Here is a 23677-nt window from a genome sequence, read left to right on the forward strand (position 1 = left end):
CTACCACTATGGACAGAAACCTAATCTCTGTCCCATCAGACTGGGAAACAGAGTCTTTCGGCAAAAAGATTGCTACGTTTCGAAACGACCATCGGGGTATTGAAGTAGAGGTTCGTGCTGTGTACCGTGGTTCAAAAGCGCGTAAGCACGGCCAAGAGCCGACTCACTACACCGTGCAATTGAAACAAGACTGGTTTTCGAAGGGGACACTTGGCGACCGGAAGATGGCGGTGAAAGTAGATACGGGAGAGGAAGCGTTGAGTGTTGCCGAGGAGTTTATGCGTGAGTTCACCCGTGAGATGAAATCAGTGCCCACGGAGAAAGTGCAGACGGTTCACGCATCAACTGGTGACCACGAGATTGCTGATGGCATCCTGACGAGTGAATCCGCGGCAGAGGCATTTGCAGATGCCGCAGGCTACTCTGACGATCTCCTACTCAGTGTTCTCGACGCCGAAACAAACGAGCAATACGAACTGGTAGCCCATCGTGATGGTGCTACGATTACGACAATTGCTGGAGATGAGGCTATTCTCGGGGAGATGGATCTTCTAACAATTCACAGCATTACTCCCTTCGATAATCAAGGGATAAAACAAGTGTTGGGTCAAGAATTACCTATCTGGATAGTCACCCATCTTGACGAGCATACTGTCTATCGGTTTGTTTTCGACAATGCAAAGGAAACCGATCTCGTCCTCGGTCGAGGGACTGAAGTCCTGTCACCAGCGTTTGGGAGAACCATTGCTAACGTTCTGGAAGAGAAGTGGTGAGAGCAACAATCATCCGTCCGTAGACCTGCTATCCAAAAAGAATGGCTTGATTGGTGCGAGAGTATACGTCTGAGGACGTAACGCCGCTGAATATGTTTTTCCCTGTGAGGGCCCTTCACTACGTCAGTTGTATTGACCGACTGAAAGATGCAACACAGCTGTGGCAACCGTTCTATGACACTCTGACTGCTTGCTAGACTTGCGCTATTCGCATGCTCCTCATGTCGCAGATGATAGTTTCAATAGCACCGAGCCACCCATCCAAGTTCACGTCTCGGATGCGAACCGTCGAAATACGTCGAGGCGACGCAGGCCATACTCGATACCGGCTACGACGAGGAGGATTCCCAGGTAGAGGAACCAGCCGCCGAAGTAGAGTGCGTGGGGATCCTCGACACTCGCCGTGAAGGCTGCGTGGACGTCGATCAGAACGAACATCGTCAGTAGCGTCGCGGGCGCGACCAGTCGATGCCGGACGAGGAAATAGAGTGGAATCGCCGCGAGTATCCACATCCCGACCGCACCGAACAGATACAACAACCACTCGAGTCCGCCGGACATCGTCACTCCGAGGCGGGAAGCGTACCAGACCATGACGGCGGCGTGGAGCAGTCCGCCCGAAGAAGCGATGGCGATGGCTCGTCGTCGTGGCGCCGGGGTCGACAGCCACGGAATCGATTCCGGAACCGACGGCAGACGTGTCCACGCGTGCCGAATCACGTACTCGACGAGTCCGACGAAGAGAAATCCGACCGTCCAGACCGAGGCGTTGATCATGTAGCGAACGATGTAGAGTCCGTTCTCGACGACCGTAATGCCGGTCGGCTCGGCGAGGCGTTCCAGTTCGGCAACGTCGCGAAACGTCGGTCCGGGAGGTGTGAGTTCCATCCCGAGGACGTAGGCCGTCGTGAGCGTGAGCGCAACCACGGGGGTAACGAGGCGGAATCGAGCCGCGAGCCAGACGGGGACGGTCCCGACAACGACTAGCCCCCCGTAGCGCCACAGGAGACCGGCGGGCGAATACTGCGAGGGACCGATCGAATATCCGAGGCTATCAGCGACGAGGAGTAGTCCGGTCGCATGGACAACGCCGATGGCGAGGCTGAAACCGGCGGCTCGTCTGGAGGGCATACGTTCGATTTCGGGCTCTTCTGGCTTCTTTGTTATCCCGAGAAGATGTCTTGAGATCGGATTCGGGGATTGCCCCCCTGAGTCCGGTCGACCGTCGTGAAGCGGGCAGTCAGTCGAGTCGTTCGGTGGCAGCCACTCGGTATCCTGCCACGTATGCGAAGACTCCTATCGCAACAATCACGAGGCCCCACGGAACGTATCGTAGCGCGAGCGACCCGATCACGAGATTCGCCGCCGTGTGTGGTGCAAGTGCGACGACCACTGGAATCGGGGAAAACAGGAGGCCGGTGACAAATGCGAGGTGAAGCGACGTCTCCCTCTGCCGGGTGATCGCGAGCGGGACGAAGTACAACGTCGGAACCACGAGGCTCACCAGCCCGTACATCGCGTCGTACCCGGCTGCACCTGCGGCAGCAGCAGGGAAGAGCAGCCACTGGCCTGCGAGAACTGCCGCTGTCGGCCAGAGGAGCAGACGCGTCACTGCTTCCATCGAACCCGTTGCGCCACTCTCCCTTCCGAGGAGATGTTTTGCCAGCAAGAGTTGACCAGCGACGAGGAGACCCCCCAGAAGGAGTGCCGGTCCGGCACCCGTCCCCGCGACGATGAAGAGTAGATAGAACAAGAAGTCTCCCAGTTGGTCGGTCACCGGACCAGAGACCCCGACGAGTGTCTCGACGGTCGCTGCTGTAAGGCCGACAACGGTCAGCGGTCCGGTCACGAGCCCGATTAACTCTAACCGTGAAAGTTCAGTCAGCTGGCTCTCGAACCGCCGCAGCATCGCGACAACGACGGCGAGGATTGTCAGGGGAGCAACGACGGCGACGAAGTCCTGCGCTTTCAGCTGGGCGACGTCGATGCCGATGCCCAGCGTCGTCGAAACACTGCTGACGACACCGTCGTCCGGTGCGAACACGACGTGACTCCGAACGCCGAGGGGGTCGTACTGCTCGTCGCTGCCTTCCCACGTGACGACGTGATCGGCGGTTGTCGCGTCGGCAGGTGCGTGCGATACGACCGTTCCTGGTGGGCCCTGCATCGTCATCGAATCCGCAGCGAGGTAGAACCACCGCGCGTCACCTCCGTGCCAGTAGAAGAAATCAACCACGTACACACCACCCACACTCTCGTGGGCCATCCCGGGGACGTCGTATTCTACGATCAGGGTTTCCCCGTTCATCGACGTGGTGAGCGACTGGGGCTCTTCGGCTGCGACGTATCCGCGGTCAGGCACCTGTTGGACGATACGGTCGCGGAGAGAGTGATTCTCGCGAAGCGTTTCGACACCGTCACCGGTGAGTCTGACTCGTGCCGTCCAGTGCCCGGTTCCGGATTCGGCGATTCGAATGGAGATCGAACTCGCTGCGATGCTGACGTCGACGCCGCTGTCGGCGGCAGTCTCGACGAGCGTGTCGCTACAGACGCCACAGACTGCCTGTGGCGGCGGTCGGGCACTGACAGATACGCCAGCTACGGACAGTAGGAGGAGACCCACCAGCACGGTGGCCAACGCCACGCGTACTCCAGTACTCCCGTCGATTCGTTCCATCGTCGCAGCCTCTTGGTACGATGTCGAGAGACGCCACGGGTATGAATCACCTTGGTTAGTCGCTCAGGTGGTGGTGAATTCGTCATAGACTGCGACAGGGAACGTTAGCATGAACGTCGACACGACGCTACCGATGACTGCCGCGAGTAGCCCAACGACGATCAGAAGAGGCACCGACAGCGTCGGCAGGCCAGAAACCGATGTAGATTCGGGACGCGCAAGTAGCGAGACGCCACCGCCGAGAGCGCCAATGACCATCGCGAGCAGCGTATACCCAACCGTTGCTAAGAGGTTCGTGCGGACAACGCGATAACTTCGTTTGAACGAAGCGATCGCGGACGCGCCATCGATAACGATAGCCTGGCCGTAAAATTGGACGAAGAACGCCACGAGGAGATACACCAGTACCGCGATGGCAACTAGGCCGACAAACACCATCCTGACGGCGTCGTGGGTCAAGAACGCGCGTGGGGAGAGAGCCTCACCGAAGCGTATACTACCTAGCCGAGACGGTCGATCCCCACAGAGATCTGATCGTCGTTTGAGTCTACGCAACTTATATACTGTTTCTGGAACACCCCCTAGAAACGAATGGACTCGTCATCTCTTCGTCACAGACTCCCCGAATCGTGGCGGATTGCGATTATCGGGGCAGTCGCCTCGCTACCCGTCGCTGGCGTACTAAACTGGCTGCCAAACTCGGAAGCGACCATTGGCGGCGGTGTCATGATACTTGGAGCGTTCATCGCTGGGGTCGTCGCTACAACCCGCTCGACAGATCCGGATGCCGCTGGACTCCGTACTGGATTCCTCGGGGGTGTCCTCGCCGTGCTCTCGTTGATTGTAGCGGTAGTCGGTACAGCGGCTAGTGGTTCAATGGCGGCATGGCCCCTGTCTAGAGTCGTATTCTGGATCTTCGCCAGTGGGCTAGTCCTGTGTATCGCTCCCGTGTTCGGTCTGGTATGCGGTCGTATTGGTGGGTGGGTGGCAACCACTGTTGGCTCACGAAAAACGATGGGGACGAACGCGTCCTAATCCCGAGATAATCCGGAGGAGGAATTGTCGAAATCCTCACACAGTGATCGGTTTCAGTAGCCGTGCTGAATACAGTGCACGCATTAAGCAGTCCAAATTGGCGGCCAGAATGAATGGGATGTGGTTAGTACAGATTGCTCACCTATCAATTCGAATACTCCGACATGCGGCGGATGGCTTCGTTAAGAACGACGACAACAGTTATTAGAACGCCTATGAAAAAGAGAGGTAATAGCGAGCCATCCGTGGGTTCTGTGCCAATGATGGAGAGCTGGATAGCGATAGCCATCAAAAGAATGTCTTTCGCCCGTTTTTCTTCCATATCGCGTCGAATCGTACGACACAACTTAGAATATGCGGTTGACAAGTATATCCCCTCTAACGGCTTATTCAGAAATCACTTGTAGACACCGTTCCCGTGCTGACTACATCCTCTGTATCTCGCACATCGATACTATCTGACGATGAGGGTTTCAACAGGGCCTGTGAAAAAACAAATGCTCTGTTGGGAGTCCGATTCGTGAATCCGATTGCCTCTCAAGCAAGGCGAAGAATCGAAGCCTACTGTCGTCCTACTGCTCAGTGATTGGATTCCACTGTGTCACACGTTCGTCGATTTGTAACTGTCCGTCCCGCCAGCGGACGTACGCGAGAAGTAATAGGCCACCGAGAAGGGCAAAGATGACGTGGACGAGTCCCTCCTCGCCGATCCATGTATCCGGCCCGACGAGCTCGAGAACGACGAGTTCGGGCGTGACTTGAGAGACTCCGAGTCCGAGAAGGCCCTGTGAGAAGTTGTAGAACACGTGAAAGCCGATGGGAAGTGCGAGATTACCGGAGAGTGCGTACACGCTCCCGAGCACGAGACCAGCAATCGCGTAGTACCCATACTGACTGACGTGAGTTACCTTCCCGCCGTGTAGTGTCGCGAAGACGAGCGTGCTGAGGAGGACGGCCAGAAGTACGGCTGGCTTCCGACCCACATATCCTGCTCCGCCTTCTGCGAGGTTCTTCAACATGGTCGCTCGGAAGATGAATTCCTCCCAGATTGCCGCGACAGCGATATACGCGAACGTGACGATCACCGCCGGAACGAACGGGAGAACACCGGGGGTTTCGGCGAATCCGGTCACGGAAACCCAGCCAGCCTGAAGGGACATCACGAGAGCCCCGGCGTTGACTGCGAGGCCCGTCCCGCTCCCAACGGCGACCGCTTTCCACCACTCACGGTCGAACGACAGACCGTAGTCGACGACCGGACGTCGATCGAGAAGCCTCGCGGCGACGAGGAGCCCCCCAACGAGAACGACTATCAAGCCGATCAGCTCGAGCAACTCGCGGATTGGATGCTCGAACCGAGCTCGAACCGCCGTCTGGATGACCGCGAGAGCCAGAAACGTCAGGACGAGAGGTAACAGCGCCCGAATCGGGGCCCGAAGTCGTCGATCGTCGTGGTTCCAAACAGGCCAGGTAAGCCAGTAACGGACGCGCCACGTAGGCCTGCCTTGGGTCTCTGTGGAGGGCATACGCAACTGGAGAGCGGGCATCACAGTAGCACCCCAGCATCGGCTTCCGATCCAGAAGTCGGGAGGGCTTTTTATTTGCAACCACTCTCAGGGAGACAGTATGGACGGGGATGGCGACGATGAACTCCTCGCGTTGCTCGACGACGAGTACGCGCGAGCCATCCTCGCCGAACTCACCACAGAACCGATGTCCGCCTCCGAACTCTGCACAGCCTGTGACATGTCCGATCCGACAGCGTACCGGCGCCTCGAACGGTTACAGGAGGCCGATCTCGTGGCCGAACAACAGACGATCGATCCCGAGGGCCACCACTACAAGCGATACGTGGCGACCGTAGACGAAGTGTCGGTCACGTTCGAAGATGGTGCGTACGAAGTGGCCGTGACGAGATCCGCGACGAATCCGGCCGACCGATTCACGGACCTGTTCGAGGGGTTGTCCTGAATGCTGGACGTGTTGTTACAACTACGTTCGCCATCGTCGGACCCGGTGATCGCACTCACCGTCGTTCTCCTGACGCTGTTGTCGATCAGTCTCTCTGTCGGAATCGCCCTCGTACTCCTTCGCGGCTATCGTCGGGGGCCAGGACACCCCGGAATGCTGTATCTCGCGCTCGGCCTGATTCTGCTCACGACCGTTCCGGAACTCCTTCGAGTCGGACTGCCGACTCTCACGGGCGTGGGTACAGTCGGCCGGTCTGTACTCGTGAGCGGGAGCGAGCTTACTGGGTTAGGAGTCATCCTCTGGGTGGTCTACGGAGGTGGGTCCCAGTGATACCTGTGCCTCTGAGTACAGAGGTTCTCTCGCCCGGCAGTATTGCGTGGCTCTCGCGAGGATTGACCGCTCTCATCGGTCTGTTCGTCGCACTGCTGGCGTATCGCGGCTTCAAACGAAATGACGCCCCGAAGATGCGCTTACTCGCCCTCGGGATCGGACTTCTGACGACAGGAGTATTCCTGACAGTTACAGTCGCGAACGTCGCAGGAGCTGACACGGGAGGTATTCTGATAGCACGTGGGATCGTAACCGTGACTGGCCTCTGTGCCGTGCTACTGGCGCTTCTGTATCGGTAATTCAATTATCGATCGATGCGAGCCGAGAACAGAGCAGGCGACAGATTAACACCGCACTCTCTGAAAGGACCGGTATGGCCCTCCATCGGCGAACAGCCCTCCAACTCGCCGGAACGACGATAGCCACAGCTCTCGCAGGTTGTGCCTCATTCACGTCGGGCACGTCCACGACTGAGAAGAACGAGTACACGCTCACGCTCGACCGTATCGAGCAATCGCTCGTCGAGTACGTCCGCTATCAACCAGGCGATTCAGTGTACGATCAACCCGCTCACCGTGCCTTGTCCGAGATTCTCCCCGACGGCAGACACACGACGTCTGGCTACAAGCCACTTCCAGAGGACGCATACGTCGCTCACGATGGCCGGTACTATCAGACGAAAATCGTCGTCACTGGCGAACAGCGGATGGAACGGCCGTTCGTCCGGGTGACTCCGACCCCTGAAGAGCAGGTCCCTGCGGATGTCCCCGCGGTCGACTCACTCGCCCAACCAGTGGGCCGCGTAATCAAGATTCTCCACAGCCACACCGTTTCTGACGGGGAAAGCGGGAGTGCTGACCTACTCCACGACGACGCGTACGTCCTCCGGCGACCGTACGAACTGAACAGTCGGCTGACCGACGATCTCGACGGAGAAATCGTCGCGATGGACGCCGACGGCCACTGGGCCTACCGAATCGATGTCGCTACCGAGCACCTCGCCGAACCCGCCTACACGACACTCGCAATCGAAGTCGCAGATACTGAGGACGCGTTCCGCGACATTGCATTCGCCGCCAGAATCGATACCCGACTCGACCCAACCGAACTCGACAAGCCGGTCCGACAGTTACTAGAGCAAAGTGTCGCCCGGGATAGGTACCGAGAAACCACCCCACTCTCCACGGAGTACACGAACCTGATCGACGCGCTTGATCTCGAACACGTCGAGACTGCCTCGAACGGCCATCACCTCTGGTACGACGACACGCTGTACCGATACGGCCTGTACATCAACGACGCGGACTAGTTATCGGGGATTTTCGCTTCGAGAGACGGCTGATGTTTACCACCTCTCCCCGCCTACAGTCACTCATGGTCTCTCGACGAACACTCCGAAACGCCCTCCTCGGCCGTGACGTCGCCATCGCCTACGCGATCATCGTCGCCCTGTATTTTCTGAAATTTATTCCGTTCCAACCCACACAGATTCCACCCTATCTCTTGATCGTTGCCTACGACTTGGTCGAAGTAGCGCTTCCAGTTCTCACTCCGTACTACCCGATCGTATTCCCACTGTTCCTGTACGTACTGGCCGTTAGTGGGGCAAGTCTCACTCGAATATTTCGTGCCACCGATGGTCAACAGTCAGCATGGCTGCAGACACTCGGTGGGGTCTGTCTCGTCGTCGGAGTCATCTCACTCGGGTTCGGCGCGTTCGTCGGCGGCCCTCTCGTCTCCCCGACAGATAATCCGACACCGCTGGCGATTACTGGTGCGACGGGAATCGTGTTTCTCGGGGTGGCATGGTGGTTGCTCGGTCGCCCGACTGTACAATCCCCCACTCCTGCCTGAGCGAACACAACACTCCTCGAAGGGAATTTTCGAAGCTCGTTTAGACGCCAAAGCGAACGACTCAGTTCCTGTGTGAATGCCTTCAGTTCGACTGCTTGCTCGTTTCTCGTATAACGAGTCGAGCCGTTGCTACGTCTCGTTCTGAGGCCCCTGAGAACTCCTTTCGTGAACCCTGCTCCGAACGTTGCGTCAACGGGGGAATCGCTCGTCTTGAGTGGCTCGTCACGGTCCACGATGGTGACGAAGCGAGGGGTGTGAGCGTCTCCCGTCGCGGCATCGAACGTTAGATGCCACCGGTGCCGTCCGGTCGACCGAGTAGTACCTAAATAGAGATTCGAATCGACATCACCGTCGTCAGCGGGAACGACGTCTCCGACGTGGGAGACGAGCGATCCGGAACGCCAGGCGTGTTCGACTGTCAGCGACTTCGTTTTCCACCGGCTCGTCGCATCGTAGTTCGAACCAGGGATGAGTCGATACCGTGTGATGAGGGCGTACCGACCAGTCGATTCGAAATCGAGAATCGACGCGTGCTGTCTGACGGTACCGTACCGTTCGTTTCCCGCTGTCGTCGTGTCGGTGGCCACGGTGAGACGGGGCCAGTCCCGCGCTTGGGATACCGGCTCCTCGGCATACTTGGCTGGTGGAGCGGGGGGTTCGTCTGAGAGCCCACTCGCACCTCCTAGAACGCCAACGGCCCCCGCGCTGGCGGCTAGTCCGAGAAGCGTGCGACGTTGCATCGGTTCGAGAGAGTCTCGCTGAGATAGAATATCTGTTGGAAACGCCCAAAGAGGTGACTGCCGTAACGTGACGGTCGATACACAGCCCCGATCACGGAGGAACGAGCTGTTATCTGTATCTGAATGCGGCCACCGCTCTTGTTGGATAAAACTACGTTGTACGACCGGCTCTAGCCCGGGTTCCAATCGCATAGATGAAACAACCCAGCGCGCTGAACGCGGTTCCGATGGTCAACAGCCACACCAGTAGTTCGTACGGAGTCCGAACGACCAGTGGCTTGCCCAATAGCAGCAGATACTGACGATACAACGCACTATCGAACGCGAATACCACGACGAACCCCGTGAGACTCAGGATTCCAACCCCGAGAGTCCACACCGCTTTCGTTCGAACCGGGAGCTCTCGGCGATGCGCATCACCGAAGACAACAGCCATCGTAAGAAGCACGATTGGCGGTGACAAGAGTATCGGATGGAGGGCCATGTTCGAGAGCGTGGGCAGAAATGAAGATAAATCCAGGGTACGGCAGCATCTAGTCTGGATTCACTGCGCAGAGAGCGGTTGTGAGTAATCCAAAGGAATTTGCAGACATCCACAGCACCGTAGGTACGCAATATGGATAATTCCACCATCATTCAGTTAACGACTCTCTGGTTCGTCATTCTGATATTCATACAAACCGGATCTGGTGGCTCAGGGGCGCTACTCAACGCAATCGGGATTCTGTCGATTCTCCTCGCCTACATCATTCCCGTTACAATCCTTGGTCTCCTCGCTATTCGACTGCTCGAAGAGTAATAGATATCACCCCAGATTACGCGTTTACTGCCAGCAGCAAACGAACATATTGTTTCAACTCCTTCATTCGGACGCCAAGGAGACGAGTTGTTGACTGATTGAGGGCTGTTATAGATCGAACGCAGACGGTTACCCGGGTCGTACGAGCTGTGTGAGAATTATCGATCGAGCCCGAACCATACGCCGAAAACGAGCGACACAGCGCCAGCTCCCAACCCGACCAGAAGTCTGAATCCACCAAAGACCACACCGACGGCGCCGAGAGCGAGTACAGACGCACCGACACTCAAGACACAGACCAGCACGGTCCATCCTGCCAGTCGTCCCCAGCGCTGCTGGTGGGTGAGAACGCCCGCGACGACCCCAGCGGACACGACGAACGTACTCGCCGGCGACGTGAGAAACCGTGTGAGGCTCCCGCTTTCAAAAAGGGTGGTTCCGACGAGCGCGACTGGAATGCCGAGTGCGGCGACGACCAGCGCCCGACGGACGGTTAGGACACGATCAGCGAACGACTCCCGATACTGATAGGCTACGAGTCCGAGTCCAACAGCAACGTAACCGCGACCGACTGGCGTGAGAACATAGCCGAGGAACGCCTCGAACAGGTTCGCCGCGATTGCGCCAGTGTTCTCCGGGGCGACAGCGTAATAGGTGTCGTCCTGGCGGTAGATCCCTCGTTCGACGACGTTACTGCCGGTCACGGATCCAGTATCGATCGCCTCCCGTACGTTGGCTGATGCGCTTTGAGACGGCGTCGAGACGGCTTCGAGAACGGACCTCGGATCCGCAGGGGTCATCTGCACCCTGACGAACGTCGTGTCCTCGTCCACGGTCGCGTTCCACCGGTAGTACGACTCCTCGTAGACGACGAACTCCGCATCCATTCCATCAAGAATAATGTGTAGCTCCGGAGTGACGTTCCCGCTATACGACCCGCTCTGGACCGCGTCTTCGACCGGCCGACGAACCTCACTCGACTCGTCTTCGAGACGACCATCGAGATCGGTGACGGACGGAGATGCCTCGGCAACCCGTTTAGGGTCGTCCCCGGGCTGGACCGCCGTCGCGGTGTATGTCACCTGCATGTCGGTCATCGCGGCGTGGAACGCGAAACTGCCGCCCAGACCGACGACGAGTAGTCCAAGTAGCGCAATCGTTCGGAGGGAAGGGGTGGTGAGCGAGGTGCCCTGAACCATTCTGACGGTGGATAACGTGCCGAGAACGACATCAAGATTCTCACTTCCGTCTCGAGGACGTACCGAGTGTTCTCACGCTCAGACTCGAGACGGTCAGCCTGCGAATTCCCGTTCGAGGAGTTCCCGAATGCGACGGAGTTCCACGAGTTCTTCATTCGTTCGAACGTCCCTCTCCGAAACAGCCTTCTCGTCGCCCGATTCGACCTCGGGAGTACTCTCTGTGGCCGCCGGCGGACGACGTCGAACCTTCGTCAGAACCTGGTCTTTGATCTCTTCGTAATCGCTGACGCCACTGATCGAGAGTTCGGCCCCCATCTGGCCGCCGTATCCGGCGGTGTGGATGCCGACCGAGCCCGCATCGACGAGTCGCTGAATCGGTCCCTGGGACGCGTTGACGTTCGTGATTCGGTTGTACGGAACCGTCGTTTTCTGCTGGAAGAACACGCCACGACGGTATTCGATCTCGTCGTCGGTGAACCGATAGGCTGCAGTCCGATAGAACGCCGGAATCCACCACGTCAGGAACGCGAACACGGCCACGGGTGGAACGACCACCCATGTCGGTGCATCCGCTAAGACCCCGAGTGAGGCCAGAAAACAACCCACGAAAGCAAGAATCACGAGGGCCAGCACCTCGTAGAGAAAGTAATACACCGTCAGTTTCTCGGGTTTGAACCACTCGTTTTCTGCTCTCATATCCCGATACACGAAGCGAATACGTGTCTCTCTATAGGACGATTCCCGAATGATGGAACAGTTTAGTTAACTCCGTTATCGAGTATAGTGCGAAAGCCATGAATAATCGAAAATCTACAAGCGATCAGAGAAATTAAACTGCTGTCAGAGATTATTGCTCGGATATGTTCGGGTTGCCCTCCACAGCCCTCCAGTGGCTCAGTGCCGGTTTGGTACTCTTGATCGCCGGTGTATTGATCAAGTTCCGGGGATGGACTTTCCTCTTGGCAGGATACGACGAGACGTCACCAGTTCCCGACGAAGTCGTCGCTGACGTCGCAGGAAACAGCATTCTCCGGATCGGATTGGCCGCAATCGTGCTCGGTGTCCTCATCGTCAGTACGGACGTTCCGCCGTATCTTCCCGGCGTCTTCGGCGGAATCATCGTCCTTGCCGTCGTGCGGATGATCTACCGTCTTCGGACGTACACCCCAGCCAATACGACATGACTCGTACTCCGTACCTGAGAACATCCGAGGGTGGCAGTAGACTCACCTGCCACTGATGGAACCCAATCTCGAAGATGAACAATCCCGACGGGACTCGGCCAGTCGGAGAGATCCTCACATCGAACTTGGAGATGGGATACTGGTCGATTCGAGTCTTCATACAGCAACTCGCTTCGAACCCGCTTCCGACACTGGGTGCGATAGCTCTCGGACTTGCCGGAGTATTCGGAGACCGAATCCTCTCACTCCCAGAGGTCGTATTTGGCGGAGTGATTCTTCTCGGCGGCCTCGGTCTCGCATACGTCGGTAGCGGTCGGTTGCGATAGCACGTCTCGGGACACGTTCAACCTGACCTATTTCACGTTTCGGTAGCATCACTCACGCATATGCCCTCCACGAGTGTCGTGTCCAGAGTGACGAATTGGGCAACGAGCCAACGAAACCTCACGATCTTCGTCTCGATATTCGCCGCATTTCCACTGTCGTACGCATTCCAATCAATAGTTTCCGAGAGTGCATCAGCGGGGAGCTTCCTCCTGTTGGTCACGCTCGCGGTCGGTGTGCCGACAGCCTACGACGAGTACTGGCCCCAGTACGACCAGACGTGGAAAGCCATCGGCTGGATACTCCTCGCCTGTGCCGTCGTTACCATCGAGTTCATTGGTCTCTACATCGTCGGGACTGAGTACCTCGATCTCACACCGCTCTACGCCTCGGCCGGGGCGTTTCTCGTCACAGACCTCGGAAATCTTGCCTGGCTCTCCTTCCGCCAACGGACGTAGCAGTCTCTCCGGAGGTATTTGTCCGAGACCCGTCTCACTAGAAACCGATGCCAGGGCGCACCTCGTCGTCGAACGTTCTCCAGTATGTCGGAGTCATCGCCGCACTCGTTGGTGTGATCGGATACGTCGTATTCGACTGGCGATTCGGGGAAACTGACAGCACGATGGCGTTCGCTCTCGGGGTCATCTGTGTCAGTATCGCTGTGGGCTGGGAGCTCTATCGACGAGTAGCCTGAGACCACCTTGGCCAACGACCCCGCTCTGACGCTCGCTGCGCTCGCGCTCGAGGAAGGAGATTCCGTGCTACCGCATCAGTTGAAAAATCCCGTGCTGTCTCACTCGTCACTGTCTCAATTAGATGGCAACAGTCATTCGACGATAATCGCTCCTTTCTGACCGAGTGCTCTGTGGGGTTGACAGGCGTAGCGATACGTTCCGGACTGCTCGAACGTGTGCTGGAAGTGGACGCCGGATTCGTGAGTAACCTGCCCGGAGTGGATGTCGGCGTTCTGGAACACCACGTTGTGCCCGCCGCCGCTTCCGGTCCACTTCCACTCGACCGTCGTGCCCGTCGAGATCTTCAGGACTGGCGGGTCGAAGGCCAAATGACCCCTGTTGCCTCGTGACCCGACGGTGACGCTCGCCACGTCGGAACCGGTTCGATCGACCACCGTGCCGTCGAAGTTACTGCTGTCGACGACCCACATATCGACGGTCTGATTCCCCGTCGACGGAGGCTCTCTAACGATCACGGCGCCGCGCATTCCCTCCTCTCGGTGCGGTTCCGAGACGAACGGGTGCGTTCCCGGTTCCTCGAAGATGTAGTGATAGGCCGTCCCCGGTTGGGCGTTCGGTCGGCCGCTGTCGAAGGTACCATCAAGCGCGACGACGTTGTGGAGGCCGCCGTGACCAGTCCAGTCCCAGGTCACGTTCGTCATGGGAGCGACTTCGATCACTGGAGGATCGAACGACAACCCGTCCTCGACCGGGTGGCCGACGTCGATCGTCGGTTGAGCGCCAGGCCCGTATCGAGGCGTCTCTTCTCGGTACCCGTTGGCATTCGTCAGCCAATCGTCGGTCGAATCGGGTGGCGTCAGAGTAGCCTCTGTGGTAGTCGTCGCCGTTTTTTCGGGGGTGTTCGTACTTGTCGGCGACGTGGTGCGCGGAGTGTCTGCTGTCCGATTTGTTGTGCTACACCCAGCTATCGCCACGATACCAGCGAGAGCGGTGCTGCGGAGGATTTGTCTGCGAGTTGGGGACCCTTGCATTGCAGTTCGCAAGTCGAGAGATTGTCAAACCAACGGCGATGGTGCTTCCCCAGCACTGGGAGTGCCCCCATACCTACATATGTCCAGGAGATGTAACGTTATGGTTCAGTGGCTCTGTTGGAATCCTTGGAACCTGACAGAATTACGGTGTTGAATAGATGCTGAGTTACGGTTACAGCGATTCTCGCAGCGATTCTATGTTGATGAGGGCAAACATCAAAAAGATCTCATAGAACTGCCGATACCAGCCGAGCGCTCTCACGGCGTCGCCGGGAGCGCCCACCGCCACGCCGATCTGAGAGCGACGACGCCGAACGGGCCGCCGAACCCGGCGGTGACCGCCGCGACGGAGGGGGCGTAGTAGGCGAGACCAGCCACGACGGCGATGCCACAAGCACCGACTGCGGCCGCCACCCCGACCACGCGTCGGTCGAGTGGGCCGAACGCCGTCGTCTCGACCGGAAGATCGAACGCCTCGACGGCCCGGCCATACTCCCGGAGGTGCGCGAGGCTGAGTTCGTACTCCCCCGAGGACGGCGTAAGCGAGAACGTTCGGGTGTCGCAGGCGCGGTCGAGGAGCTCTCCCTCGCCCAGCTCGGCGTCCCGGAGGCCATCGACGGGGGTCGCCCATTGGACCGTCCCGGTGAGGTCGTCGTACGCGACTACCGCGTCGTCGCGGCGCTGGTACGCCAGCGTACCGTGAGTGAGAGCGTACTCGACGGCCTTCAGCCCGCCGATGCCAGCCGGCAGGAGGCCGAAACAGACCACTGTGGCAGCGACCAACCCTGTAGATCCGCCGGTGAGCCCAACCCACGCGAGGAGGTACGCCGGGCCGCCGCCGACCGCGGACGTCGCGCCCCGCCAGAGCGCGGCAGCGAGGACGGCGCGCCGGTCCGGACTGATCTCGGCCGTCGGCGCCGCGTCCGGAGCCGCCACGGGCGGGAGCGTCCCCGCCGCCTCGTCGGGGTCGAACGCCCGCCCGCCGCGGTAGCCCCGCCACTCCGCGAATAGCTTCACCGTGACGAACGCGACCAGCGCGCCGGTCGGACCACCGGCGGCCGCGAACCAGAGCACCACCACGGCTACCCCGGCCTCGTTCTTCGCGCTTCCGATCACGTCCCGGGGGGTGCTCGTCTCATAGCGCCGCTTCCGGAAGTACTCGCGGTTGATGACGCCGACTTGAGAGACGATCAGGGAGACGGCGCTGGCCGCCACAATCGGATCGGCGAGCGTCGCCGCCACGTCGATGAAACGGCTCAGTACGAAGAGGAACATCCCGACGAGCGCCACGGCAGCCCCGAACGCTCGCAAGACGAACGGGAAGTTCCGGGGGTAGATCGGCGGGAGCGAGTCGACGACCGTGACGCTCCCACGCCGGCGGTTGAGGTCGCTCGGTCCGACGGAGACCCCGCCCCACTCGTCGGGTTTGAGCGGGTTACCCTCCTGTGGGCGCTCCAGCTGGTCGTAGTTCGGCGGGCGGCGCGCGAACAATGCCTTCAACCCGGCGAACGGGACAGCGACGACCAGTTCCATCGCGTAGACGACCGCGAACATCTGTGCGCTCCACCCGAGGTGGAACACGCCGACCAGCGGGACGACGTTCGCCGCGACTGCCACCAGAAACACGGCAGACGAATCGTTTGATGGTGGCTCCATCGATTCATCATCTATAAGTAGTGAATAAAAGTTGTTGGGTGAGGCCGACACCCGTGTTTAATCGCCATACATCAGGGAGGTAGGGGACTAAATCAAAGGAGTTGTCGTGGACTGCTCAATGAAGCCGAGGGTGTCGATTTCCATGGCATGTTCGATCCCTCGGTATCACCCTTCTAAACCGGTAAAATCGGTAACTAAGATCGCTATTCAACACAGCAGATAGAACTGGCGTGCTGAATACGGAGGGTGTATCAGTCACGTCGAACGCTCGTTTGGATCGAATAGCCGCTGGATTCCCAAGTAAAGGGCAGGAATCAATACACCAGTCAGAACGACTGGGAGAATACCTGTTGGGTCGGGGCTAACGACAAAGGAGACGGTAAATCCGAGGAAAAGAGCTGCAAAAATGGAAATAGCCGTTAGTACAGCAGAGTTCATATCTCCACGTTCAGTCGGAGAATCAATAAGATTGGCGTCCCTTGATTCTCTCTGAACAGGTCGTGATTGACTTCCTCCCTGTATCCAGAATTGAAGCAACCGCATCCCCGATCGAATAGCTACGATCGTCCCCGTCGACAGCAGCTCTCGACACCGGAGGATTGAGGGAGGGAACTGATGAATAGAAGATAGTTTAACCGGACTATTTGAAATCCACCCGAATGTCGCGTGTTGTGAGCGACTCGCCCGTGTTCGAGAGCGGGCATCTGGTCCCCGTCGTAACGTACCTCTTGATACTCGGTGTGCTATCTGGACTCACGCTCATCTCGACAGGTGAGTCTCCGTCACCCATTCTGGGAATGGCGTGGGGCGTGTTCCTCATCCTAGTCGGACTCGCCGCACTCACAGTCGAGGGCGTCTCCCCTCGCACACACCTCCCGTCCACTCGGTCTCTCGTGCCAGTGTTGGGCGTTCTCATCACGTTCTGGGCGCTCTACAATCTCGTTGCGTACGGTCTCGCCCTCTCCGGAGTCACCGGATTCGACATCGCCTCGTCAAGGGTTGTTGCCCACCCCTTGCCGTATCTGGCAGCACTCGGGAGCTCCCTCGTCTTCACTGCCATTCCAGAGGAACTCGTGTTTCGCGCATATCTCCAGTCGAAAGCAGTCGCACTCACGGAGGGGAATGTCCGACGTGCGGTCGCTATCGGCGTCGCGGTTGGAGCATTCCTGTTTGCCTTCTTCCATTTACCAAGGTGGTTTCTCATGTCGAATCACGGAATCGGCCCCGCACTGGCCGGTCATCTCCTCGGGCTGACCCTTGCGGGCCTCGCCTACGGGCTTGTGTACGCAGTGACGAGGAATCTCTGGCTCGTCGCCCTCTTCCACGCGACGATGAACCAGCCACCGTTCCTCCTGACGATTCAGATCCCGTCGAATCTACACTTCCTCGTAGGTCTCGTCGAGTACGCTGCAATCGTCCTTTTCGTGCTCGTGATCGTGTCCCTGACTGAATCCGCCGGAATCTCCGTCACTCCGGCACGGCAGGAGGCCTCACAAGCGAGCGATTGACAGGACGAAAGCGGACACCGCAGACAAGAGCAGAGCTTTTGTGACGGCTTGCTGTCTCTCCAGCCATGCGGTGGTCCCCGCTTGCACGCAGCGAATACCGGACAGTCCTCACCTCCAAGGGAGCGTGGATACTCGCTCTCCTCGTCGTCCTTTGGGGGTTCCGACCGACCTACGCCGGGTGGGACGCGGTCGGACGAAATATCACCATCGGATACATCCAGATCGGCGTCGACCTGTTCCTTCCGATCGGTGCCCTCCTCCTGTCGTATCAGTCACTCATCGGTGAACGAACCACTGGTAGCATCAAATTCCTCCTCGGGTTGCCACTGACGCGGACGCAGATCCTCTTCGGGAAGACGACTGGGCGATTCGTGGGCATCGGGACGGCGATCGTCGCGGCAACGCTCGTTCTGGCAGGAATCGGCCTCGTCGAACACGGCACGTTCGGTCTGCTTCCCTTCCTCGGAACGCTCGTCGTGACGCTGTTACTCACCAGCGCGATGGTCGCCGTCGGCGTGTTCGTCTCGACGGTCACCCGACGAACCGTGACCGCCGCGACAGGGGTATTCGCGTACTTTCTCGTGACGCTGTTCTGGAGTCAGATCGTCACGTCGCTCTATACGGCCGTCACCGGCATTCCGGTCGACCCATACGATGCGCCGGCGAGTGGGCCGCTTTTTCTCGCGCTCAGACTGACCCCCGATGGCGCGTATAACGTCCTGACGAACTGGTTTCTTGACGTCGGCAACTCGACGGAACTGTTCCACATCGTCTACACCAAACTCGCTCCAGGTGTCTCTGTGAACGCCTTCGTCGTTGAGGCGGCATTCGACGGCGGCGGTCCATGGTACCTCCATCCCGCACTGAGTCTGGTCGTCCTCCTCGTCTGGGTGGTGGTGCCGGTAGCTCTCGCTCGCCGTGTCTTCACCAGAGGTGACGCAGTATGAGTTCGTCAGAGCCCGCAATCGAAGCCAACGCGGTGACCAAGGAGTACGGCGACGTTCGCGCCGTCGATAGCCTCGATCTGACAGTCGAGCGCGGCGAAACGTACGGATTTCTCGGCCCGAACGGTGCGGGCAAATCGACGACGATCGGACTGTTGCTCGATTATCTGCGACCGACTGCAGGAACGGTTCGCGTCCTCGGTCGCGATCCACGACGTGACATCGTCGAGGTTCACGACCGGGTCGGGGTGCTTCCGGATCGATTCGGTCTCTACGAGGACCGATCCGCCCGTCAGCACGTCGCGTTCGTCGCAGAGACGAAACGCGTCGACGACGATCCGGCAGCACTCCTCGAACGCGTTGGACTCGGAGATGCCGTCGACGACGATGCGGGCGAGTTCTCCAGTGGAATGGAGCAACGGTTGGCGCTCGCGATGGCGCTCGTCGGCGACCCCGAACTACTCATCCTGGACGAACCGTTCAGCGGCCTCGACCCACACGGCGTCCGGCGAGTGCGGGAAATCGTCCACGAGGAGACCCAGCGTGGTGCAACGGTGTTCTTTTCCAGTCACGTTCTCGGGCAGGTCGAACTGGTCTGTGACCGGATCGGTGTCCTCCACGAGGGGCAGTTCGTTGCCGAGGGAACGCTCGATGAACTCCGAAATCGGACTGCATCTCCCGAGGACGCGACGATGGAAGACGTGTTCGTCGAACTCACTGACGCTCGTGTCGACGACGGGGGTGAGCCGCGATGAAGCGCCGAACGTTCTTGACGGCGAGTACGCTGTCCGTCGCTGGTCTCTCCGGATGTCTCGGTGATACCGAATATCGAATTACCAACACGGCTACGGAGACGTCTCCGGACTCGCTCTCGCTGTCAGTACGCATCGCAGTCGCTGGCGCGACGGTCGAACATCCGGCCGCACTCACGCTCACGCTGGAGAACACGGTCGACGACCCGATTCGAATCCGGAGCTACGGCGTCTGGCCATTCGGCGTCCTCGCACTCGCTCCGTCGCCGACACCCGGTGAAGACACGTGGAAGACGACGCTGTACTCCCCATCGTACGAGGCATCCACCCGCGTAGAAGTCGACCGTGGCGGGTCGTCGATGTCGTTGGATGGGACGCCGATAACCCGACCGCTCAATTCCGGTGAGAGTATCAGCAGACGATATGAACTTCACGGCGACGACCTCCCAAGCGCGGGGACGCACTACATCGTGGAGAAGTTCGATGGACGAGCCTCACGGTATTCGAGGGATGACGACTGGGAAACGCTCGAGTCCCAGATCCGTCTCAGTATCGAAGAAAAACGACGATTGCCGATGTAGGAGGGGCACTTCGATACGGGGCCTGCTCCGAAAGCCGAACGCTTTCGTGTCGTCTACTCGACTTTCGCAGTCGAATGCCCCCGCTATCGCGTCGCGCCCTCCTCGCGACTATGGCCGCCGGAACTGCTGGCACGTCTGCTGGCTGTTCTGGATGGATAGACGACTCATCGACGAATGGGAACGCTCCATCTGAGCTTGCAAACCGCACCGTATTCGCTGCTGAAGGAGTCACCCTGCCACGAGCCGAGAGCCTCGACAGAACCGCCAATCCATCGAATGCCGACGTTGCGGTCTATCCGGCCGATGCGAGCGTCGATTCCATCACCGACTCTTCTTCAGGCTGAGACTGCCACGGCAGTCGTTGGAGCCGACGCACAGGCAGCCCTGATGGAGGCGTGCGCGGCCGATGGCCGTTCGTACGGCTTCGCCCGCAACAGTTGGGGTCCGGAAACGTCCGTCGTCGCTGCCACCCCGAGCGGCGACCGTATCGACACCCACCTGTTCGTCGGTGTCGACCTCCCGGACGATCTGCTCTGGGAACTCGACGACGCTCTCGTGACTACTGGACCGGAATGCACGCTTCGGCAGAACAGTTCGGAGCACTCAGAACGATTCACGGAGGACACACAGCCGGTCAGCATCTCGCGCATCCGCGGCGTGAACGACGTCGGCGGGTTCGATCGCTGGGATCGCGTTCGCGCAATGAGACACGCCGACGGTGCCAGCGTGCCGTCATCACCACCGACACCGTCGAAAAACAGTTCAGTTACACCGCAAATGGACGCTTCAGGTGGCGAAAGTCGGGGCTGTTCGACGATGACCTGTGGCACCACCAACACGCCAAGGCGCGCGGTCTGGTACCCACGCTGGTGAGCAGAAGCGTTCGTTACGTCTTCCGCAGTTCTCCGGCGTGTATCGGGTTCCTGTTCAGGGCCAGGCCTGCATCGACGCCTCGCCAGCTCCCGACTGGTCCTCGAAGTCCCCCCTGATTCGTCGAAGTACGGAGCCTATCAAGAAGCCCATCACTCCCAGTGGGAGACCGATCACCACAGCAACCATCAGACCGATGGCTGTCGCGTCGGGGATTCCGACTGTGCCATAGTACTCGGTCGTGAGTCCATAGCGCGCGAATCCGATACCGAACGTCGGCGCCATCGCGAGGACGGTGGCTGGGATCAATCCTGAATTGAAGACCGTGAACAGAGTAGCAACAGCAACGATTGCGGCGACGCCTACGAAGACGAGCGGTTCCGGATTCGCTCCCGTCCACGTACCGACTGCCATCGACTCGATATGGCGGTAACTGGAGCTGGTCACGACCCACCACTCGGTTCCAAAGGCGAGGAACGGTGCGCTCAGGAAGGCCACGACCGAGATCTCCTGGCGAATCCCGAGGAGACCATTCGTCACGCGTTCCAGCACACGTCTCGTTCTCTCGGCCCCGAAAACAGCGCTGAAGGAGTCAGACAGAGTGCTCGTTACTGAGCCAGCCCAGCGTCGCACCTTCCGAGTTATGTTTCTGGTCTGCCCCGCTACCCACGAGCAACCGCTGTATACCCAGCCAAACAGGGCGAACAGGTAGCGATAGATCGCTCGTAGCCAATTGCGGGCGGTGGTTCCATCGAATTCTATCTGCATAGTCGACATTGAGGTGATCCACCTATCAAAGATTGGATGACTATAACGTTCGTCGTAGTCTATCGATTCACGTTCCATCGACTTCGCATTCCAGCCATCCAGTCAACGGAGATCTCACAGACCAACAGCAAGCGAGACCGGCATCACTTTTGATGGCGGTATATCACTCACTTCTGTGCCAGCCCTCCACTCCCGACGACAGTTGCTCTCCCTGTTCGGTGCGACAGTTTCCTCGAGCAGGGTTGCCGCAGGGACGCCCGAAGACCAGTCCGAAACTGTCGGAGTCACAGCAACCGAGACGGACCAGCGGACACAGCCTCCGATCGGAAACCACCATACGAGTGGTGTCGCACCAGCACGAACCGGCTACGACACGGACGAATCCCGACCACGAGCACCGATTTCTCGTCGCTGGTGCTCGGGACCGAAGTCGCACATCGTCAGTCTGAGGTCGCAGTCGTAGACGGAACGGTGCTGTCAGCGACCTCACAAGGGCTTCGCGCGCTTGACGCCCGCAGCGGCGAACGCCGGTGGCAAGTAGGGATCGGCGGCGGGGCTCCGACGATTCGTGATGGGCGGGTGTACGTCGCTACCAAAGGTGCAGTGTACTGTCTCGGGTTCGATTCGGGGCGCGAGCTATGGACTCGCCGATTGTCCAACGTGACAGGTGAGCCGTTGCTTCTCGACGTCGACACGCAGGGAACGAAGGTGCTCATCGTCACCGAACGAACGATGAAGACGGATATACCGAAGGTGCGGTGTTGCACGCCCTAGACGCTTCGACGGGTCAGACTTCGTATCGTATTTCTAGCGAGACGTCCGCGATATACGGCTACTTGACCGGTCGTGGGACGTACGTATACGGTGGAACGACGACCGGACCTGTCGTTGCGTTCGGCCTCGATGCACGCGAGGTCGCATGGCAGTCGTACCTCGACGAGTACGTCAATTCGGTCGCAGTGACGGAAGAGAGCGTCTTCGCTGGAAGTCACGCAGGAATCGTGGCCGCGCTCGATCGGATCACGGGGGACGAACGCTGGCGCACGACGCTGGGGGGTGACGAGATCGCCGTTCGATCCCGACCGGCGGTCGCAACGAGGATGCTATCGGCCATTATATCGGATTTCTCCGCCTCTCCACTCGTTTCTTCGGTCGTTGTCATGTCTATATGACTCCATCGGCGAGCAATTCATGCGAACGGAGCGTCCTCGTGATTCGAGACGGTGTGTTGGATCATCACCTCGTCGACGCCGACACGCTCAGTAAGTTGCTCCAAGAGCCCGGCGAGTGTCTCGGGGCTTCCAGAAATCGCACGCGGTCTGCAGCGGGCGATCCGTTCGCCCGTCCGAGCCCCGCGTCGATACGATCCGGAGCGAGTGCACCGAGGACGCCGAACTGTTCGGCGACTTTGAATGGGCTGTAGTGGTTGAGTAATATTGCCCCCGACCCGAGTCGGATCGAGTCCGTCTCGGCGGCGAGATGTCCGAGCAACACCCCGGGAGCCACCCCTGCGATGGAGTCTGCCATGCCGTGGTGCTCGGCACCCAGAGCCGTGAGTAGCCGGGCTGCTCAGCCTGTTTGGCGGCCTCGACGGTGTTGGCGTACCAGTACTCGCCGTCCCGTCGTTTGGCACGGGCGACAGGTCGACGACGGAGAGATCCATACTCGAGCACGACGACGCTGCGAGTTAACTGTTTGGTTAGTCTATCCCCCTTTCGATGCGGTTTTGATGTTCCTTCTACGAGACGTCTCTAAGAGTGACCACCAATATTTCCCGGTATACGGCTTAGAAAGCGCTCTAATTGAAAACCTTTTCCCGACTTATCAAGCAATTAGCTAGTGTCAGAGATACTCCTCCTCACTCTATTTATCTTGCCCAATAGGGACCCTTCAAACCGATTGACTCAATCAGACGTGAGATACGTCGACTGGCAGGCCGCACCCGCATAGATAGTTCATTCCGACGAGAGTTTGTCTCCGATCCAG

At 59.0% G+C, this 23677-nt stretch carries 26 protein-coding genes and 2 pseudogenes; 16 read left to right on the forward strand and 12 right to left on the reverse strand.

Annotated elements, in window-relative coordinates; all coding sequences use genetic code 11:
- Window positions 1-8: 8 nt before the first annotated feature.
- Window positions 9-773 (forward strand): hypothetical protein, encoded by a 765-nt coding sequence (locus V8686_RS07745; protein ID WP_379703402.1) that lies wholly within the window; start codon window positions 9-11, stop codon window positions 771-773.
- Window positions 774-1040: 267 nt separating this feature from the next.
- Here the strand turns inward: V8686_RS07745 and V8686_RS07750 are convergent, their stop codons facing one another.
- The 3 genes from V8686_RS07750 to V8686_RS07760 all read right to left on the reverse strand — a co-directional run bounded on the left by V8686_RS07750 (window position 1041) and on the right by V8686_RS07760 (window position 3909).
- Window positions 1041-1904, reverse strand: a complete 864-nt coding sequence (locus V8686_RS07750) for a hypothetical protein (RefSeq protein ID WP_379703403.1) — start codon at window positions 1902-1904, stop codon at window positions 1041-1043.
- A 109-nt stretch (window positions 1905-2013) separates the two neighbouring features.
- Window positions 2014-3450, reverse strand: a complete 1437-nt coding sequence (locus V8686_RS07755; RefSeq protein WP_379703404.1) for a hypothetical protein — start codon at window positions 3448-3450, stop codon at window positions 2014-2016.
- A 63-nt stretch (window positions 3451-3513) separates the two neighbouring features.
- Window positions 3514-3909, reverse strand: a complete 396-nt coding sequence (locus V8686_RS07760; protein ID WP_379703405.1) for a DUF7847 domain-containing protein — start codon at window positions 3907-3909, stop codon at window positions 3514-3516.
- Window positions 3910-4041: 132 nt separating this feature from the next.
- On the opposite strand from V8686_RS07760, the gene V8686_RS07765 reads away from it, so the two are divergent.
- On the forward strand, window positions 4042-4485 hold the full coding sequence (locus V8686_RS07765; protein WP_379703406.1) for a DUF5518 domain-containing protein: 444 nt from the start codon (window positions 4042-4044) through the stop codon (window positions 4483-4485).
- A gap of 145 nt (window positions 4486-4630) precedes the next feature.
- Here V8686_RS07765 and V8686_RS07770 read toward each other — a convergent pair whose 3' ends face one another.
- Together V8686_RS07770 and V8686_RS07775 are read right to left on the reverse strand one after the other, a co-directional pair.
- Window positions 4631-4807: a hypothetical protein gene (locus V8686_RS07770; RefSeq protein WP_379703407.1), complete on the reverse strand. Its 177-nt coding sequence runs from the start codon at window positions 4805-4807 to the stop codon at window positions 4631-4633.
- 250 nt (window positions 4808-5057) lie between these two features.
- Window positions 5058-6011, reverse strand: coding sequence for a CPBP family intramembrane glutamic endopeptidase (locus V8686_RS07775; RefSeq protein WP_379703408.1), 954 nt, complete (start codon window positions 6009-6011; stop codon window positions 5058-5060).
- Between the two features lie 100 nt (window positions 6012-6111).
- Between V8686_RS07775 and V8686_RS07780 the strand changes: the two genes are divergently transcribed.
- The 5 genes from V8686_RS07780 (at window position 6112) to V8686_RS07795 (ending at window position 8640) form a co-directional block, all read left to right on the forward strand.
- Window positions 6112-6456, forward strand: a complete 345-nt coding sequence (locus tag V8686_RS07780; protein WP_379703409.1) for an ArsR/SmtB family transcription factor — start codon at window positions 6112-6114, stop codon at window positions 6454-6456.
- A gap of 45 nt (window positions 6457-6501) precedes the next feature.
- Window positions 6502-6786, forward strand: a complete 285-nt coding sequence (locus tag V8686_RS07785) for a hypothetical protein (protein WP_379703410.1) — start codon at window positions 6502-6504, stop codon at window positions 6784-6786.
- Between the two features lie 5 nt (window positions 6787-6791).
- Window positions 6792-7085 (forward strand): DUF7521 family protein, encoded by a 294-nt coding sequence (locus V8686_RS18450; RefSeq protein WP_458329469.1) that lies wholly within the window; start codon window positions 6792-6794, stop codon window positions 7083-7085.
- A gap of 74 nt (window positions 7086-7159) precedes the next feature.
- Complete coding sequence (locus V8686_RS07790) at window positions 7160-8095, forward strand: hypothetical protein (protein WP_379703411.1); 936 nt, start codon at window positions 7160-7162, stop codon at window positions 8093-8095.
- A 65-nt stretch (window positions 8096-8160) separates the two neighbouring features.
- A complete protein-coding gene (locus V8686_RS07795; RefSeq protein ID WP_379703412.1) occupies window positions 8161-8640 on the forward strand; it encodes a hypothetical protein in 480 nt (159 codons plus the stop codon).
- A 1697-nt stretch (window positions 8641-10337) separates the two neighbouring features.
- Here V8686_RS07795 and V8686_RS07800 read toward each other — a convergent pair.
- On the reverse strand, window positions 10338-11378 hold the full coding sequence (locus V8686_RS07800; protein WP_379703413.1) for a hypothetical protein: 1041 nt from the start codon (window positions 11376-11378) through the stop codon (window positions 10338-10340).
- Window positions 11379-11471: 93 nt separating this feature from the next.
- Entirely contained in the window at window positions 11472-12074 is a 603-nt protein-coding gene (locus V8686_RS07805) for a PH domain-containing protein (protein WP_379703414.1), read from the reverse strand.
- Window positions 12075-12238: 164 nt separating this feature from the next.
- Between V8686_RS07805 and V8686_RS07810 the strand changes: the two genes are divergently transcribed.
- Together V8686_RS07810 and V8686_RS07815 are read left to right on the forward strand one after the other, a co-directional pair.
- The gene (locus V8686_RS07810; protein WP_379703415.1) at window positions 12239-12562 is read left to right on the forward strand and encodes a hypothetical protein; all 324 of its coding nucleotides are present in this window, start codon (window positions 12239-12241) and stop codon (window positions 12560-12562) included.
- 386 nt (window positions 12563-12948) lie between these two features.
- Window positions 12949-13344 (forward strand): hypothetical protein, encoded by a 396-nt coding sequence (locus tag V8686_RS07815; RefSeq protein ID WP_379703416.1) that lies wholly within the window; start codon window positions 12949-12951, stop codon window positions 13342-13344.
- A 368-nt stretch (window positions 13345-13712) separates the two neighbouring features.
- Here V8686_RS07815 and V8686_RS07820 read toward each other — a convergent pair whose 3' ends face one another.
- From V8686_RS07820 to V8686_RS07830, 3 genes and pseudogenes are all read right to left on the reverse strand, one after another.
- Window positions 13713-14612, reverse strand: a complete 900-nt coding sequence (locus V8686_RS07820; protein WP_379703417.1) for a halocyanin domain-containing protein — start codon at window positions 14610-14612, stop codon at window positions 13713-13715.
- Between the two features lie 172 nt (window positions 14613-14784).
- Window positions 14785-14883: pseudogene (locus tag V8686_RS07825) on the reverse strand (IS5/IS1182 family transposase); the annotation flags it as partial.
- Window positions 14871-16268 (reverse strand): DUF6498-containing protein, encoded by a 1398-nt coding sequence (locus V8686_RS07830; RefSeq protein ID WP_379703418.1) that lies wholly within the window; start codon window positions 16266-16268, stop codon window positions 14871-14873. The gene V8686_RS07830 and the pseudogene V8686_RS07825, both read right to left, overlap by 13 nt.
- 671 nt (window positions 16269-16939) lie before the next feature.
- On the opposite strand from V8686_RS07830, the gene V8686_RS07835 reads away from it, so the two are divergent.
- The 5 genes from V8686_RS07835 (at window position 16940) to V8686_RS07855 (ending at window position 20926) form a co-directional block, all read left to right on the forward strand.
- On the forward strand, window positions 16940-17776 hold the full coding sequence (locus tag V8686_RS07835) for a CPBP family glutamic-type intramembrane protease (protein ID WP_379703419.1): 837 nt from the start codon (window positions 16940-16942) through the stop codon (window positions 17774-17776).
- Window positions 17777-17841: 65 nt separating this feature from the next.
- On the forward strand, window positions 17842-18723 hold the full coding sequence (locus V8686_RS07840; protein ID WP_379703420.1) for an ABC transporter permease: 882 nt from the start codon (window positions 17842-17844) through the stop codon (window positions 18721-18723).
- Entirely contained in the window at window positions 18720-19475 is a 756-nt protein-coding gene (locus V8686_RS07845) for an ABC transporter ATP-binding protein (RefSeq protein WP_379703421.1), read from the forward strand. Before V8686_RS07840 ends, V8686_RS07845 begins: the two co-directional genes overlap by 4 nt.
- Window positions 19472-20053 carry a hypothetical protein gene (locus V8686_RS07850; protein ID WP_379703422.1) on the forward strand — a complete coding sequence of 194 codons (582 nt, stop codon included), beginning with the start codon at window positions 19472-19474 and terminating at the stop codon, window positions 20051-20053. The genes V8686_RS07845 and V8686_RS07850 overlap by 4 nt, the downstream gene beginning before the upstream one ends.
- A 387-nt stretch (window positions 20054-20440) precedes the next feature.
- On the forward strand, window positions 20441-20926 hold the full coding sequence (locus V8686_RS07855) for a hypothetical protein (protein WP_379703423.1): 486 nt from the start codon (window positions 20441-20443) through the stop codon (window positions 20924-20926).
- Between the two features lie 54 nt (window positions 20927-20980).
- On the opposite strand, the gene V8686_RS07860 is transcribed toward V8686_RS07855, so the two are convergent.
- A complete protein-coding gene (locus tag V8686_RS07860; protein ID WP_379703424.1) occupies window positions 20981-21475 on the reverse strand; it encodes a hypothetical protein in 495 nt (164 codons plus the stop codon).
- Window positions 21476-22162: 687 nt separating this feature from the next.
- On the opposite strand from V8686_RS07860, the gene V8686_RS07865 reads away from it, so the two are divergent.
- The gene (locus tag V8686_RS07865) at window positions 22163-22465 is read left to right on the forward strand and encodes an outer membrane protein assembly factor BamB family protein (protein ID WP_379706497.1); all 303 of its coding nucleotides are present in this window, start codon (window positions 22163-22165) and stop codon (window positions 22463-22465) included.
- On the forward strand, window positions 22453-22863 hold the full coding sequence (locus tag V8686_RS07870; protein ID WP_379703425.1) for an outer membrane protein assembly factor BamB family protein: 411 nt from the start codon (window positions 22453-22455) through the stop codon (window positions 22861-22863). Before V8686_RS07865 ends, V8686_RS07870 begins: the two co-directional genes overlap by 13 nt.
- Before the next feature lie 115 nt (window positions 22864-22978).
- Here the strand turns inward: V8686_RS07870 and V8686_RS07875 are convergent.
- Window positions 22979-23354: pseudogene (locus V8686_RS07875) on the reverse strand (LLM class flavin-dependent oxidoreductase); the annotation flags it as partial.
- Window positions 23355-23677: the final 323 nt, after the last annotated feature.

Origin of the sequence: Haloplanus litoreus (assembly GCF_045690335.1) — an archaeon.
Classification (GTDB): Archaea; Halobacteriota; Halobacteria; order Halobacteriales; family Haloferacaceae; genus Haloplanus; species Haloplanus litoreus.